The organism is Blochmannia endosymbiont of Colobopsis nipponica (assembly GCF_014857065.1).
Lineage (GTDB): Bacteria > Pseudomonadota > Gammaproteobacteria > Enterobacterales > Enterobacteriaceae > Blochmanniella.
Genome location: NZ_CP046533.1, coordinates 535,232 through 551,516 on the forward strand (window position 1 = coordinate 535,232; position 16,285 = coordinate 551,516).

Annotated in this window: 11 protein-coding genes and 4 tRNA genes; 12 read left to right on the forward strand and 3 right to left on the reverse strand. The window is 28.2% G+C overall.

The features are described from left to right. From ilvD to GN160_RS02495, 8 genes are all read left to right on the forward strand, one after another. Positions 1 to 1,851 carry a dihydroxy-acid dehydratase gene (gene ilvD / locus GN160_RS02460; RefSeq protein WP_192380108.1) on the forward strand — a complete coding sequence of 617 codons (1,851 nt, stop codon included), beginning with the start codon at positions 1 to 3 and terminating at the stop codon, positions 1,849 to 1,851. 259 nt (positions 1,852 to 2,110) lie between these two features. Beyond that, the gene (ilvC, locus tag GN160_RS02465) at positions 2,111 to 3,589 is read left to right on the forward strand and encodes a ketol-acid reductoisomerase (protein WP_192380110.1); all 1,479 of its coding nucleotides are present in this window, start codon (positions 2,111 to 2,113) and stop codon (positions 3,587 to 3,589) included. A 133-nt stretch (positions 3,590 to 3,722) separates the two neighbouring features. Then, complete coding sequence (gene trxA / locus GN160_RS02470) at positions 3,723 to 4,055, forward strand: thioredoxin (protein ID WP_192380111.1); 333 nt, start codon at positions 3,723 to 3,725, stop codon at positions 4,053 to 4,055. 215 nt (positions 4,056 to 4,270) lie between these two features. Next, positions 4,271 to 5,530 (forward strand): transcription termination factor Rho, encoded by a 1,260-nt coding sequence (gene rho / locus GN160_RS02475; RefSeq protein ID WP_192380113.1) that lies wholly within the window; start codon positions 4,271 to 4,273, stop codon positions 5,528 to 5,530. Positions 5,531 to 5,607: 77 nt separating this feature from the next. Next, a tRNA-Arg gene (locus tag GN160_RS02480) sits at positions 5,608 to 5,681 on the forward strand. 69 nt (positions 5,682 to 5,750) lie between these two features. Beyond that, a tRNA-His gene (locus GN160_RS02485) sits at positions 5,751 to 5,823 on the forward strand. Positions 5,824 to 5,861: 38 nt separating this feature from the next. Beyond that, positions 5,862 to 5,952: transfer RNA gene (locus tag GN160_RS02490), tRNA-Leu, on the forward strand. A gap of 31 nt (positions 5,953 to 5,983) precedes the next feature. Further along, a tRNA-Pro gene (locus tag GN160_RS02495) sits at positions 5,984 to 6,057 on the forward strand. A gap of 211 nt (positions 6,058 to 6,268) precedes the next feature. Here GN160_RS02495 and hemD read toward each other — a convergent pair. Next, positions 6,269 to 7,009, reverse strand: a complete 741-nt coding sequence (hemD, locus tag GN160_RS02500) for a uroporphyrinogen-III synthase (protein WP_192380887.1) — start codon at positions 7,007 to 7,009, stop codon at positions 6,269 to 6,271. Between the two features lie 37 nt (positions 7,010 to 7,046). Next, positions 7,047 to 7,949 (reverse strand): hydroxymethylbilane synthase, encoded by a 903-nt coding sequence (gene hemC / locus GN160_RS02505; protein WP_192380115.1) that lies wholly within the window; start codon positions 7,947 to 7,949, stop codon positions 7,047 to 7,049. 774 nt (positions 7,950 to 8,723) lie between these two features. On the opposite strand from hemC, the gene dapF reads away from it, so the two are divergent. The 4 genes from dapF (at position 8,724) to yigL (ending at position 15,330) form a co-directional block, all read left to right on the forward strand. Further along, the gene (dapF, locus tag GN160_RS02510; RefSeq protein ID WP_192380117.1) at positions 8,724 to 9,554 is read left to right on the forward strand and encodes a diaminopimelate epimerase; all 831 of its coding nucleotides are present in this window, start codon (positions 8,724 to 8,726) and stop codon (positions 9,552 to 9,554) included. Positions 9,555 to 10,489: 935 nt separating this feature from the next. Further along, entirely contained in the window at positions 10,490 to 12,457 is a 1,968-nt protein-coding gene (locus GN160_RS02515; RefSeq protein ID WP_192380119.1) for a UvrD-helicase domain-containing protein, read from the forward strand. A 478-nt stretch (positions 12,458 to 12,935) separates the two neighbouring features. Beyond that, the gene (gene corA, locus GN160_RS02520) at positions 12,936 to 13,883 is read left to right on the forward strand and encodes a magnesium/cobalt transporter CorA (protein ID WP_192380121.1); all 948 of its coding nucleotides are present in this window, start codon (positions 12,936 to 12,938) and stop codon (positions 13,881 to 13,883) included. Positions 13,884 to 14,511: 628 nt separating this feature from the next. Further along, positions 14,512 to 15,330, forward strand: coding sequence for a sugar/pyridoxal phosphate phosphatase YigL (gene yigL / locus GN160_RS02525; RefSeq protein WP_192380123.1), 819 nt, complete (start codon positions 14,512 to 14,514; stop codon positions 15,328 to 15,330). A 308-nt stretch (positions 15,331 to 15,638) separates the two neighbouring features. Here the strand turns inward: yigL and GN160_RS02530 are convergent, their stop codons facing one another. Next, positions 15,639 to 16,232 carry a YhgN family NAAT transporter gene (locus tag GN160_RS02530; protein WP_192380125.1) on the reverse strand — a complete coding sequence of 198 codons (594 nt, stop codon included), beginning with the start codon at positions 16,230 to 16,232 and terminating at the stop codon, positions 15,639 to 15,641. Positions 16,233 to 16,285: the final 53 nt, after the last annotated feature.

Genomic DNA, 16,285 nt, shown 5'->3' on the forward strand with positions numbered 1-16,285 from the left:
ATGATTAGATATCGTTCTTTTACTACTACCTATGGTCGTAGCATGTTTGGAGCTCGTGCATTATGGCGTGCTACAGGAATGACTGATAGTGATTTTGGCAAACCAATTATTGCTGTAGTTAATTCTTTTACTCAATTTGTTCCTGGACATATTCATTTACGTAATGTTGGACAATTAGTTGCTCAGCGTATTGAACTGTGTGGTGGTATAGCAAGAGAATTTAATACTATTGCAATAGATGATGGTATTGCTATGGGTCATGATGGTATGTTGTATTCTTTGCCATCTAGGGATCTTATTGCTGATTCTGTAGAATATATGATAAATGCGCATTGTGTAGATGCTATGGTTTGTATATCTAATTGTGATAAAATTACTCCTGGTATGTTAATGGCAGCGTTACGATTAAATATTCCAACTGTTTTTGTATCTGGTGGCCCTATGGAATCTGGTAAGGTAAAATTATCAAATGAATTTATAAAACTTGATTTAGTTGATGCTATAACCTTTGGTGCTGATATCAATAATTCGGATTTGGATCGTGAACGTGTTGAAAAAAGTGCATGTCCTACATGTGGCTCTTGCTCTGGAATGTTTACTGCCAATTCAATGAATTGTTTGATGGAGGCTTTGGGTTTAGCTCAACCTGGTAATGGTTCTCTTTTGGCTACTCATGTTGATCGTAAGGAATTGTTTTTAAGTGCTGGTGATATTATCCTTAATCTTACTAAACGTTATTATAAACAAGATGATCATAAAGTTTTGCCTAGGTATATAGCCAATAAGGATGCGTTTGAGAATGCTATGATGTTAGATATTGCTATGGGTGGTTCTACTAATACCGTTTTGCATCTTTTAGCTGCTGCACAAGAAAGTGATGTAAATTTTACAATGGCTGACGTTGATCGTTTATCTCGAATTGTTCCGCATTTATGCCAGGTGTCTCCTAATACAAAAAAATATTATATGGAAGATGTTCATCGCGCAGGAGGTGTATTAGCTATTTTAGGTGAATTAGATAGAGTTGGATTATTGCATCGTGAAGTTTATAATATTCTTGGTTTATCGTTATCTGAAACTTTAATGAATTATGATATAATGGTTAGTCGTAATGAGTCTATTAGAAAAATGTATTCTGCCGCTCCTGCTGGATTGCATACTATTCAAGCTTTTTCTCAAAATTGTCGTTGGTCTACATTAGATGTTGATCGTCGTAATGGTTGTATTAGGTCTTGTGATTGGTCATATAGTGTAGATGGTGGTTTAGCAGTATTATATGGTAATATTGCTATGGATGGTTGTATTTTAAAAACAGCTGGGATTGATAAAAATCTTCAAATATTTAATGGTTTTGCAAGAGTTTATGATAGTCAAGAGGATGCTGTACAAGGTATTCTTTCTGGTAAAGTTTTAAAGGGTGATATAGTAGTTATTCGTTATGAAGGACCTAAGGGTGGTCCGGGTATGCAAGAAATGCTTTATCCAACATCTTTTCTTAAATCTATGAAATTAGATAGGAGTTGTGCTTTAATTACTGATGGTCGATTTTCAGGCGGAACTTCTGGTTTGTCTATAGGGCATATTTCTCCTGAGGCTGCTAATGGAGGTTTAATAGCATTGGTGCATGATGGTGATGTTATCAATATTAGTATTAAGGATCGCATTATAACGTTAAATGTAACAGCTGAAGAATTAAAGATCCGTCATGAAATGGAATTATCTAGAGGTAGTAAGGCTTGGACGCCGCTTAAGCGGCGTCCAAGACAAGTTTCTTTATCATTGAAGGCTTACGCTTATTTAACAACTAGTGCTGATAGGGGTGCTATTCGTGATAAAAACAAGTTAGAATAAACTAAATTGAATTCAATTTAGTTTATTCTAACTTGTTTTTATCTAAATTTAAATTTATATAATATTAGTTGTATTTTTTAAGATTTTTTAAATATTATATTTGTGTTATTTTTTATTTTTGCTTATTTGCATTAGAAACAAAATATGTTTTTGATAATTAGTATTTATAAAAAGAAAGTTCATTTAACATTTTAAATATTAGAATGTAATATCTGTTATATTAACATTGAAATGGTGATTATAGAATATAGAGGTATTTATGATTAATTACTTTAATACGCTGACTTTTCAAAAAAAAATAGAACATTTAGGTCAGTGTCGATTTATGGATCACAGTGAGTTTTCTTGTGCTGTAGATTGTTTGATGAATAAAAAAATTGTTATTGTTGGTTGTGGAGCTCAAGGTTTGAATCAGGGTTTGAACATGAGAGATTCTGGCTTAGATATCGTTTATGTTTTACGTAAAGAAGCAATTCTTGAAAAAAATGATTCTTGGCGTAGAGCAACATTACATGGTTTCAGATTAGCTAGTTATGAAGAAGTTATTCCAGAAGCAGATTTAGTAATCAATTTAACACCAGATAAACAGCATTCTAATGTTTTAAGAATGTTACAACCATTAATGAAAAGTAATAGTGTTTTAGGATATTCTCATGGGTTTAATATTGTAGAAGTTGGTGAAAAAATTCGTAAGGATATTACGGTAATTATGGTAGCTCCTAAATCTCCTGGTAGTGAGGTTCGCGAAGAATATATGAGAGGATTTGGCGTTCCTACTTTAATTGCAGTACATTCAGAAAATGATTTAAATGAACAAGGGTTGATGTTTGCAAAAGGATGGGCCGCTGCAATTGGTAGTGATCGAGCTGGAGTATTAGAGTCATCATTTGTAGCAGAAGTAAAATCAGATTTAATGGGAGAACAAACAGTTTTATGTGGTTTATTGCAAGCTGGGTCTTTATTATCATTTAATAAAATGGTTGATGATGGCATTGATCGTATGTATGCGGCAAAATTAGTGCAATTTGGTTGGGAGATCATTGCTGAATCCTTAAAACATGGAGGTATTACATTAATGATGGATCGTTTATCTAATACTTCTAAATTGCGCGCTTTTACTTTAGCAAATAAACTAAAAGAAATAATGTTACCTTTGTTTGAAAAACATATGAATGATATTATTAGTGGCGTATTTTCTCATTCTATGATGTTAGATTGGGAAGATAATGATAAAAAATTACTTAATTGGCGCCATCAAGTTAGTAATACTATGTTTGAAAGTACACCTACTTGTAGTGAAAAGATTAGTAATCAAATATATTTTGATCATGGTGTACTTATGGTGGCTATGTTGAAAGCTGGAATAGAGTTAGCTTTTGAAATTATGATTAAGGTTGGTATCGATCCAAAATCAGCTTATTATGAGTCATTGCATGAATTGCCGTTAATCGCTAATACAATTGCTCGCAAAAAGTTATATATGATGAATAAGACAATTTCTGATACAGCTGAGTATGGGTCTTATTTATTTTCGAATAGTTTAATTTCATTGTTACAGGAGGATTTTATTGCGAGTTTACAACAAGGAGATTTAGGTCAATCAATTATTGAAAAAAAGGTGGATAATATTCAATTACGTAATGTTAATGATGATATTCGTTCTCATTCTATCGAAAAAATTGGCGCACAATTGCGTTTGTATATGATAAATATGAAGGATATTACAAAAGGTAGGTAAAGTTTGTGTAGTTAGGATTTTATTTTTATTTATGCATTTATGGTATTCTGAATAATTAGTGTATTTTAGGTGTGCTAGAAGTATATGGATCTGAGTTAATTATTTTAGTTTTCTGAATATCTTGGAGTTCGAAATGAATAGTGAGATTCTTTGTTTAAATGACTCTAATTTCAATAAAAATGTGATAGATTTGAGCAGTAAGTGTTTGTTTTTGGTTGATTTTTGGGCGGAATGGTGTAATCCTTGTAAAATTATTTCGTCAGTTTTAGATGATGTAGCAAAGGAATACATTGATAAATTAAGGGTTGCTAAATGTAACATTGATGAGAGTCCAATAACAACTAGGAAATATGGAATACGCAGTATTCCGACTTTGTTGTTGTTTAAATATAATGAAGTAATATCAACTAAAATTGGAGTTCTATCGAAAGGTCAATTAAGGGAGTTTTTAAATGTTTATTTATAAAATTATAAGTAAGATTTATTTTGTAGTTAAGATATTATAGACTTAAGTAGAGAAATGTGTTATAAGGCTATTTGTTTAGATTTTACTAAGATATTTATGATATCTTTAATTCTTGCTTAGATTAAATTAGAGTTTTATTAAATTTCATAAATAAGATATTGGTTGAATTGTTTTGTGGTATTTATTTAATATAAGATTGGGATGTGCCCGCCATTATGAATCTTACCGAACTAAAAAATATCTCTGTTTCTGAGCTGGTCACTTTGGGAGAAAGTATGGGCTTGGAAAATTTAGCTCGTATGCGAAAACAGGATATTATCTTTGCTATTCTTAAACAACATTCTAAAAGTGGTGAAGATATTTTTGGAAATGGTGTTTTGGAAATATTACAGGATGGTTTTGGTTTTCTTCGTTCTAGTGATAGTTCTTATCTCGCAGGACCAGATGATATTTATGTATCACCCAGTCAAATACGTCGTTTCAATTTACGTACAGGTGACACCATTTCTGGTAAAATTAGACCTCCAAAAGAAGGAGAACGTTATTTTGCATTGCTTAAAGTAAATGATGTCAATTATGATAAACCGGAAAATGCTCGTAGTAAAATTTTGTTTGAGAATTTGACTCCTTTACATGCAAATTCTCGTTTACGTATGGAAAGAGGTAATGGTTCTACAGAAGATTTAACTGCGAGAGTGTTAGATTTAGCTTCACCTATAGGTCGTGGCCAACGTGGTCTTATTGTTGCTCCACCTAAAGCTGGTAAAACAATACTTTTGCAAAATATTGCTCAAAGTGTTGCTTATAATCATTCGGAATGCGTTTTAATAGTTTTGCTGATTGATGAACGCCCTGAAGAAGTTACGGAAATGCAGAGGTTGGTAAAAGGGGAGGTTATTGCATCTACTTTCGATGAACCGGCTTCTCGTCATATACAGGTTTCTGAAATGGTTATTGAGAAAGCTAAACGTTTAGTGGAACATAAAAAAGATGTTATTATTTTATTGGATTCTATTACTAGGTTGGCGCGTGCTTATAACACAGTAGTTCCAGCTTCTGGAAAAATTTTGACAGGAGGCGTAGATGCTAATGCATTACAACGTCCGAAGAGGTTTTTTGGTGCTGCGCGTAATATGGAGGAAGGTGGTAGTTTAACTATTATTGCTACTGCATTAATTGATACTGGTTCAAAAATGGATGAGGTAATTTATGAAGAATTTAAGGGAACAGGTAATATGGAATTACATTTGTCTCGTAGAATTGCAGAAAAGCGAGTTTTTCCAGCAATTGATTATAACCGTTCTGGTACTCGTAAAGAAGAGTTGCTTACTACTCAGGAAGAGCTTCAAAAAATTTGGATTTTACGTAAAATTATTCATCCTATGGGGGAAATTGATGCAATGGAATTTATGATGAATAAACTATCAATGACTAAGACCAATGATGAATTTTTTAACATGATGAGGCGTTCTTAATTTTGTTATTGTTTTTATTTTTAGTAACTGAATTTTATTCGTTAATTAATTGAATTGTTTTAAAATGATTTAGCTATGCGCTCGTAGCTCAACAGGATAGAGCGTTGTCTTCCGGAGGCAGAGGTTTCAGGTTCAAGTCCTGTCGAGCGCGTTCTAATGAATGTAGATATTCGATTTGGTTTTTTGTTACTTGATCTATTTTTGAAAATAATAGAATATGGTGATTGTAGCTCAGTTGGTAGAGCACTGGATTGTGGTTCCAGTTGTCGTGGGTTCGATTCCCATCAGTCACCCAAGAAAGGGTATTTATCGAAAATTTGTATCTGGTCAAGCGAAGGTGGCGAAATGGGTAGACGCGCTAGTTTCAGGAATTAGTGTCGAAAATAATAAAGACTGTGAGGGTTCGAATCCCTCTCTTCGCATGTATTTTCTTTTTTTTTGCGTTTAATTATTCGGCGAGTAGCGCAGCTTGGTAGCGCAGCTGGTTTGGGACCAGTTGGTCGGGGGTTCAAATCCTCTCTCGCCGATAAGAGATTATAATTTGATTTTTTGTTTTTATTTAAATATAAATTTTCAAAATAAACAGTATATACTAATTTCTAATTTCTAATTTCTATAGATAGTTAATTGATTTTAAATGCTAATTTTTTTAGATTGTATTGAGGATTTATATAGCATTTACATACATGAGAATATATAGTAATCATTCAGTTTGGCAGTATATTTTATAATTTGTTATTATATATTCAGTAATAATTTTATTAAATCTTTATTGTTGGCTGTTTTTGCCATTACAATATCTTTCCACCCTAATCGTTTAGCTATATAAGCTAAACGATTACTTACTACTATTAATTTACAGCAGATTAACCAAGATTTTCTATGATTTTTTGGTAATAAGTAATATAGTTGTTTTAGCATTTCTCCACTAGTAACCACTAGTGTATTGATGCCCAGTTTTATCATTCGATTGCCTTGCTCTTCTCCATTGTAATTTATTTGTTTTCTATAATAACATTCACAGTATTCTACTTTTACTCCTCTTTTTTTAAGTACATTTCCAAGTTTTTTACGACCATTTTTACCTTGTAGTATTAATGCTCGTTTTCCATGTATGTTTGTTAATGTTGGTAAAAGTAATAAGTTTTCACTGCTTTCACCATTTTTAGGGAAGTTTACTGATAATCCTGTTAGTTTATTCATTAATAATCCACTAGATCTGCCGATCGAATAGTATTTTAATTTAGATGGCCAAAATAATCTTGAAATAGACAACCATTGATGAGCATAATTGATTGCATTTTGTGATATAATGAATACAAGATCTTCGTTAGAAAGGAGGTTTAATTTTTTTATTAATAAAGATAATTCTTTGCTAGGGTAACAATGAATTAAAGGTAAATGCCACGCTTCTTTACCTAAATTAATTAATTGTTTAACTAAATTATCTCCTGCTGGCGATGGACGGGTTATTAAAATTTTTTTTTATTTGTTTGCATATTTTAGAATTTAAAATTTATTTGCTGTTAATTATTAGTTCTCTTGCGATCTTTATGCTTAAAATTTTTCTTTCTTTTATAAGTGCAGTACCTTCACTGCGTATAATTTTTTTTTTATTAGTTGAGTAAATTAATGCCCTTAACCATATGTAATTATTATTTTTGATTTCAGCATAACTGGCAATTGATGATTTACAATTACTTTTTAGCAAAAAATTAACATTGCGTTCAGTTTCAATGCATAGAGAAGTTATTTGATGGTGCAATGGTTTTAATAATGCTAAAGTTTCATCATCTTTTAATCTATATTCGATTCCTAATGCTCCTTGTCCCATAGCAGGTAAAAAGTTAGCCGGATCGATTGACATACGGATATAATTATTTAATGATAAGCGTTTAAGTCCTGCTGTCGCTAGGATTAAGGCGTCGTAGTGGCCTTGATTTAATTTTTTTAATCTGGAGTCAATATTTCCTCTTATATTTTTTATTTTTAAGTCTGGCCTATGTTCGTATAATTGACATTGACGTCGCAGACTTGAAGTACCTACTATTGCTCCATTTGGTAAATTTTCTAATTTGGAATATCGTAAACTAACAAAAGCGTCTCGTGGATCGTCTCGTTTACATATTACTGCTATACCAAGACCTTTAGGGAAAGAGATACTTACATCTTTCATTGAATGCACTGCAATATCAGCATGATGGTTAAGTAAAGCATATTCTAATTCTTTAATAAATAATCCTTTTCTGTTAATGTTTTCTAATTCTTTATTTAATGCTAGATCCCCTATTGTGATTATTGGAATTAGCTTTATTTGTAAATTTGGGTGATAATGAAGCAATTTATTATATATATAATTTGTCTGGCATAATGCAAGTGGACTATTGCGTGTAGCTATTTTTAGGGTTTTAAGATGCATATCGTTATTTATCTTTGTTTTTAAAAATTTCATTATGTTTATATTGTTTTTAATGAAGTATTAATTTTATTGATAGAATAACATTTTAATCATTTTTAGTTTACTTGTCTTTATATACAATTATTAAATTTTTTTATTTATTTGAGTGAATTATGATAATTTTATTATATTGAATTTTAAATATATCATTAGTATTAATATAGATTTTGAAATTAATTAAATTTATTTATATAAATTTTTATTAAATTATTAATTTTTATTTTTAAATTTTTGATAAAGTAATTTTATAAGTTAGTTTTTATTTGATTTTATAAAATTATTGTTTATTTAAGTATCTATACATATAGATATAGTATATATTTTTTTTTTGAAATTATGATTAAATTTTTCTTTATTCCTGATGATTAAATTTAGTTATATTTTAAAATATTTATTAATTTTATATGTGTTTTGTATAGTAAATATTTATGAAGTTTATTAATAATTTATTTATTTATTAATATGAAGATAATGATAGAGTTTTGTTTAGTATATTTAATTTTAATATAATTAAAATTAAATATACTAATAATGGTATGATATTTTGATTTTTATAATTTTATTATAATTAATAATTTAGTAACTGTAATTGTAAATATATTATGAGAATGTTATTTTTTTATTTTCCCATTGATTTTTAAATATAAATTTAATTTTACTAGTTGATAAATAGCTAATTTACGTAATATTTATTATATTATTGTTATTTTAATTGTATTACTTATTGAGGTATCAATGCGATTTTCTAAAATGCATGGATTGGGTAATGATTTTATGATTGTAGATGGAATAACACAAAATATTGCATTTACGCGAAAAACAATCTGTCGTTTGTCTGATCGACGGTATGGAGTAGGTTTTGATCAATTATTATTAGTAGAGTTATCAGAGCGTTTCGGAATAGATTTTAATTATCGTATTTTTAATGCTAATGGTCAAGAAGTAAATCAGTGTGGTAATGGTGTTCGTTGTTTAGGTAGTTTTGTAAAAATTAAGAAATTAACTTATAAAAATATCGTTTATGTTAGTACTAGAACCAGATGCATGATGTTATCTTTTATTAGGGATGATTATATTAAAGTGAATATGGGGGAACCTGATTTTTGTCCCGCCAGGGTTCCGTTTAAAGCTTGTAAAATAGAAAATAGTTATGTTTTATATGTTGCTGGGCAAGCTATGTTATGTGGTGTTGTTTCAATTGGCAATCCTCATTGCATTATTCTAGTGGATAATGCGGATATTGTTAACGTTACAGCTATTGGTGCTTTGTTGTCACAGAATCCTAGATTTCCTGAAGAGACTAATGTTGGTTTTATGCAGATTGTTAATTATAATCATATTCGTTTAAGAGTATATGAAAGAGGTGTTGGCGAAACACAGTCCTGTGGTAGTGGTGCATGTGCGGCTGTTGCTGTAGGTATTCAACGGGGGTTATTATCTGAACAAGTGAATGTAGATCTTTTAGGTGGAGCATTATTAATTAATTGGAAAGGGGTTGGACATGCTTTGTATATGACTGGATCAGCTACTCATGTTTATGATGGAGATATTAGTTTAAATTTTTAATATATAAACCGGTGATTTCTTATTTATCATGTTATTTATTTTGTTAACAAAAATTTCTTAATTTAATTTTTATTTTGTTTTCTTCATTTAAGCGTGTGAAAAGTAATAATTTTTGGTTGTTAGTTATTTAGTTATATTTTGTTAATTTGGAGATTTATATTGTTAATATTTCGTCGTTTATTAAGGCCTTTATATATATTAACTTTTAATTTAGACGATGTTTTATGATAATCGTTCAGTTATTGCTAATGTGGAGATAAATTAATTTTATTTTACGACATCATTATGCTAATAGTAATAATTTAAGTATTAGGGAACATTGAAAGTTACGTTGTATTTTACTTCAACATGAATCAAATTTTTATTATAATATTAATTATTGGCACTGGTAATTTATTAGTTTAGTTTTATAGATTTTTGGTTTAGTTTAAATGAAGCTTCTGTAGGTATCGATAGTTCAATGGAGATTTTTATTGATTGGCATAGTGAAATTAATATTATCTTATGAATACATATTCTATATTGAATATTTTAATTTCTAGTTGTCATTAGTTGTTATTACTAATAGTAATGTTAATTTAGTTATGTATGGTTTAGATAAATATTTTAGTTATGCTTTTCGTGTCTGAATTGATGATTGTGTAAAACCATATGAAGATATGTATTTTATGACGGTAAAATAATTAGGTATATTTTGCAGAATATTATGCATATAGGTAATGATGTAATCATAGATATATAGAGCTATTAATTGGTGGGTTCAGGTTTCTTGTATGATGAATATGTTGAGAATTATCGTTTGGTTTTAATAAGAGTTATGTACCTCATTTAGATATTTCAAAATTGTTTTTTTTGACAGAATTGTTATAATAAATAAAATTTTTATGTATATGATTTTCATTTTTTTTTGAATTAAACATTTTCTTAATCTGCCCATGGATATTGTAAGTTTGTTTAATAAACTGAATGATAAACAGCGTGAAGCTGTTGTTGCTAAAGACAGTCATGTACTGGTTTTAGCTGGTGCTGGTAGCGGAAAAACTCGAGTATTAACCCATCGTGTTATTTGGTTGAAAATGATAAAGAATTATTCTTCTTCTTCAATTATGGCAGTAACTTTTACTAATAAAGCATCATTGGAAATGAAGAGTCGTATAAACGCTTTAATTGGTGATTTTTCTAAAGGAATGTGGATAGGTACATTTCATGGTTTTGCTTATTGTTTATTGCGCTCTCATTATTTAGATTCGAATTTGCCTAAAAATTTTCAAATAATAGATAGGAATGATCAGATATGTTTATTAACGAAATCTATTCGTTATCTTGGTTTAGATGAAAAAAAATGGCAACCTAATAGTGCTGTATGTTTTATTAGCGATAAAAAAAATAAATCTTCTCTATTTCCTAATGTTGATGGACGATCAAGTAAATCAGAAATTACTTGGTTGAATATCTATAAAGTTTATCAGAATATGTGTGATCGTGCTGGATTAGTAGATTTTGATGAACTTTTATGTCGTTTATATAATTTGTTACTGAATAATCCAGCTATTTTAGCTTATTATCGAAATAAGTTTGTTAATATTTTAGTGGATGAGTTTCAAGATACTAATAAAATGCAATATAATTGTTTGTATTTGTTATTAGGTGAAAAAAGCAATGTTATGATTGTTGGTGATGATGATCAATCAATTTATAGTTGGCGTGGCGCTCAGGTTGATAATATTTATAGATTTATTAGTGATTTTTCATCAACACGTATTATTCGTCTAGAACAAAATTATCGCTCTACTAATAACATTTTACAAACAGCTAATACTTTAATTTCCTATAATCAAAATCGTATTGCTAAGAAGTTATGGAGCACAGAAGGCAAAGGGAAGACTGTTTCTTTATATAGAGCAGTGAATGAATTAGATGAAGCATATTTTGTAATTAATTGTATAAAAGCTTGGCAACAAAAAGGAGGTTTATTGAATAATTGTGCCATTTTGTATCGTAGTAATATTCAATCTCTTGTTTTAGAGAGAGTATTGTTACATAGTAAGATTCCGTATAAGATATGGGGTGGTAGTATCAGGTTTTTTGAACGTCAAGAAATTAAAAATATGTTCGCGTACCTTCGTTTAATTATTAATAAAAGTGATGATGTTGCATATGAAAGAATTCTTAATGTTCCACCTAGAGGTATAGGAAAGCGTACGTTAGATTTAGTAAGAAATATATCTATTACTGATCAGTTGACTTTATGGGAAAGCACTAAGAATTTATTAAATAATACTAAATTAAAAACAAGAATTTTTAGAGTATTACAGGATTTTATTACTTTAATTAATTTTTTATCTGAAGAAATTGAACAGTTATCATTATTTGATCAAATAGATTTAGTAATAAAAGAAACTGGTTTGTTTTGTTTTTACAAGCAAATGCAAGGTTCTAAGTCTACGTTATGTATTGAGAGCTTTAAAGAAATCTTAGATGCTGCTCATCGTTTTGATCAAAATTATGAAAATAGAAGTGATAATATATCTGTTTTGCGTGATTTTGTTTCATATTATTTGTTAGAAAATGATAAAGATTATCGTAGTTCTGAATTATTTTCTGATCTTGATTCTGTTAATTTAATGACTTTACATGCTTCTAAAGGATTAGAATTTTCTCAGGTATTTATTGTTGGTATGGAGGAAGGTATTTTTCCTAGTCAAATGTCTTTATTAGGAGAAAAGCAAGTAGAAGAAGAACGTAGATTAGCTTATGTAGGTATTACCCGTGCGATGCATAGTTTAACTATTAGTTATGCTGAAAATCGTTTTATATATGGCAAAGCTATTATATGTAAAGTTTCCCGTTTTATTAATGAATTACCTAAAGAATGCATAAGTAATGTTTTTTTTTCAAATTGATTTCAGGAGATTAGATTGATATTATTTTATTACTGTTTTGTAACGTGATTTTAAAGATTATGTATTTTGATTAATAAATATATTTTATCTTAATTTTATAAATAAAATATGATAGACTGCCATTTTGATATATAAGTAGTTGTTGTTTTGTAGTGATTTTTTATTATGTTATAGTTTCAATTGTAATTGTAGGTTCGTTTTTTATTGTTGATTTGCTTTGTTTTTGTTATATTTTCCTGATTTATTTTAATGTATATTATTAATTTTATGTTAAATGTGTGTATATATTCCATTATATTGTGGTGTTGTTTTGGAAATTATGTCATTAAATATGTCGGTGTGGTGATTTCAAATTTAATTTTGTATTTGAGCGATATTTATTTAATATTGTCGAATGTTTTGTTGCTAGTTCTTATTTTAATTTCAGCAGTTTGATATATGATATGTTTTAGTTTTAATCACCAAGGAAATAGTGGTTATGCTTAGCGCTTTTAAATTGGAGAATAATCAATTAGTTAAGATTAATTTGGAAAAATCTTTTGCTTTGCGTGAAGCGATATGGATTGATTTAATTGAACCTACCAAAGATGAATTTAATCGCATACAAATAGAGTTAGGTGATAGTTTTATAAAATGTTTTGATTCTAAGGGAAATATTGGTAATAGTAAATTTTTAAAAAGCAAAAAAGATTTATATATTTGTTCTGTATTTTTTTACAATGAGATATATCATCAAACGGATGGTATTGTTGTTTCGTTTATAATTTGTGATGGGAAATTATATAGTGTACGTGAACAAGAAATATCTGTTTTTCGTTTTTATCAAACGGATGTTGATAATACAGAACTTTTTATTGATGATAATGGTGCATATACAATTTTATTAGATTTATTTGAGTTAAAAATAGATCATTTGGCAAATAAAATAGAGAATGTTTATAGTGATTTAGAAGTATTGGGTGTCTTGATTATGAATGGGAAAGAAATAGATAAATACAGTTCAATATTTTCTACTTTAGCAAGTTTAGAACAAGTTTGTTGGAAATTGCGTAGATGTTTATTAGATACTCAACGTTCTGTTGATTTTTTGATTCGTAAGGCAAAAATTTCTATCAATCAAATAAGTCAGGCAAAGAAAGTTTTAAGTATTATAGATTATTTATTAGTTCATACTGAAACAGTATTACAAAAAGTTAATTTTTTGATACAAATAGCAATGGGGTTCATTAATATTGAACAAAATCGTGTTCTTAGATTTTTTTCTGTAGTTTTTTTACCACCTACATTAGTTGCTTCTAGCTATGGTATGAATTTTGAATTTATGCCGGAGTTAAAATGGTCTTTTGGATATCCCATAGCTATTATCTTAATGATTTTAACTGGTTTAGCTCCTTATCTTTATTTTAAGCATAAAAATTGGTTATAATTTTGTTTATTATTCAGTGTTGATATTTTATTTTTATATTTTCATGTATTGTATATTATGTATTTAAATTTTATAGAATTAATATTTTAGAATCGATATTTTGATGATTACATATACTGTTTTTTATTTCAGATATATTTAAATTTCAATCATAAGTTATGTAATAAAATAATTATTGTTAAATTTTGTTATATGAATATTTATTTTTTTTGATTTGTATTTTTGTATTATTTATGTTAACGGCTACTTGATGTAGTTATTTAGACTTTTGTATTTCTTTACTAAGATAGCTTTTAATTGCTATATATATATTTTATGTTAAGAATTGTTTCTAACAAAATAGGTTTTTCTAAAGTTTTAAATAGTAAAAACTATGATATATATATTTATATATTCGAGGAAAGGTTATTTTCTTTAATATATATTTATTAGTTAATTTATAATTATAGATCAAATATTTTTAAATGATATTATAATAGATATGGCGGAAAATTAGGATAAATCTAAATGAATGTTTAAATTTATTATTGTATATTTAATTATAAATCATTACTACTAAACTTAGTTATGTATTTTATAATAAGATTATAATTGTTTATTTAATTGAATATTAGAGGTTTGGTGTTTTATGTTTCATATTGTTGCATCTGATTTGGATGGTACTTTATTATCTTCTGATCATAAAGTCGGTTGTTTTACTAAACAAATCTTACAGTCCCTTATTACCCAGGGTATACATTTTGTTTTTGCTACTGGTCGTCACCATGTCAATGTCATTAAGATACGTGATTATTTAAATATTTCTGCTTATATGATTACTTCCAATGGTGCTAGAGTATATGACAATAGTAATGAGTTAATTTTTTCTCATAATTTGAATGAAAACATAGCTTTGGAATTGTTTGATTTAGTGTATAATGATCCAAAAATTGTTACTAACATATTTCGTAATGATGAATGGTATATAAATCGTAACGTTCATCTAGATAAAGAAAATTATCTTAGTGGTTTTTCTTTTCATGCTAAATTATACCAACAAAATATGTTACCTGCTGATGGCATTTGTAAAGTTTATTTTACTAGTGATGACTATCAACATCTATTAAATTTGGAACGATTTTTGAATGTGCGTTGGGGGGATTGTATTAATGTTAGTTTTTCTTTACCTATGTGTCTTGAAGTTATGCCTGGTGGTGTTTCCAAGGGTTATGCCTTACATGAAGTTGCTAACTTATTAGGTTATGATTTGCAAGATTGTATTTCTTTTGGGGATGGTATGAATGATCAAGAGATGTTATCAATGGTTGGTAAAGGTTGTATTATGCGTAATGCTCAACAACGACTAAAAGATAGTCTTCCTTGGTTAGAAATTATTGGTAGTAATGAAGAAGAAGCTGTTTCTCATTATTTACGAGAAATGTATCTGATAAAAACTGATTTTTTATGAATAATGATTATTATATAGAATAAAATTTTTATAATTTCAAATAATTAATTCTTGATGTTGTTGCGATTTTGATATTTTTGTTATTTTATTTTTGTTATGGATAAGAATGATTTAATAAAATTTAAAGTAAATTATATATTTATCTTAAATTTTGTTTAGTTAAGTATATCAATTATTATAATAGTTAAAGTTTATTTTTGGGTAAAATGCTTATTGAAATCGCGTAAGTTGTACGATATGTTACTGTTTAAATATAATTTTTCAATTTTATTTTAATAAGTAATATATCGTACTTTAGCGTTGATAGTTTATGTGCGAAGGTAGTCTTTTATGCCATCCAGTAACATTTGAGTAGAAATCATAATTAATAATAACCCCATTAAACGTTCTAGAGCGTTTATTCCTTTGTTTCCTAATAGACGAGAAAATACATTTGATAGCATTAAAATTAATATAGATAACCCCCAAGCAATTAGTAGTGATAGTATTAGAAAATCAATTTTATGAGGATATTGATGTGATAACAGTAATAATGTAGCTAAAATTGATGGCCCCGCAACTAAAGGAATGGCTAATGGTACTAGGAATGGTTCTTCATCTATTTGTAATCCTGAATTGTTGTTTTCTTGTGATGGAAAGATCATTTTAATTGCTATTAAAAATAAAATAATTCCACCTGCAATAGATACCGTTTCTGTATGTAAATTAAGGAATATAAGTATATGTTCGCCGACAAACAAAAATATTAACATTAATAGTAAAGCTATTAGCATTTCTCTAATTACAATTATTTGTCTTCTTTTTGGTTCTAAATGTTTTAGAATTGACATGAAGATTGGTAGATTTCCAATCGGATCCATAATTAAAAATAGTAGTATAGTAGCTGATATCATTTCATTCATTAGTATATAAATCTCCTTAAGTTTTATTAATTGAAATTAATTGTTGTTTTGTT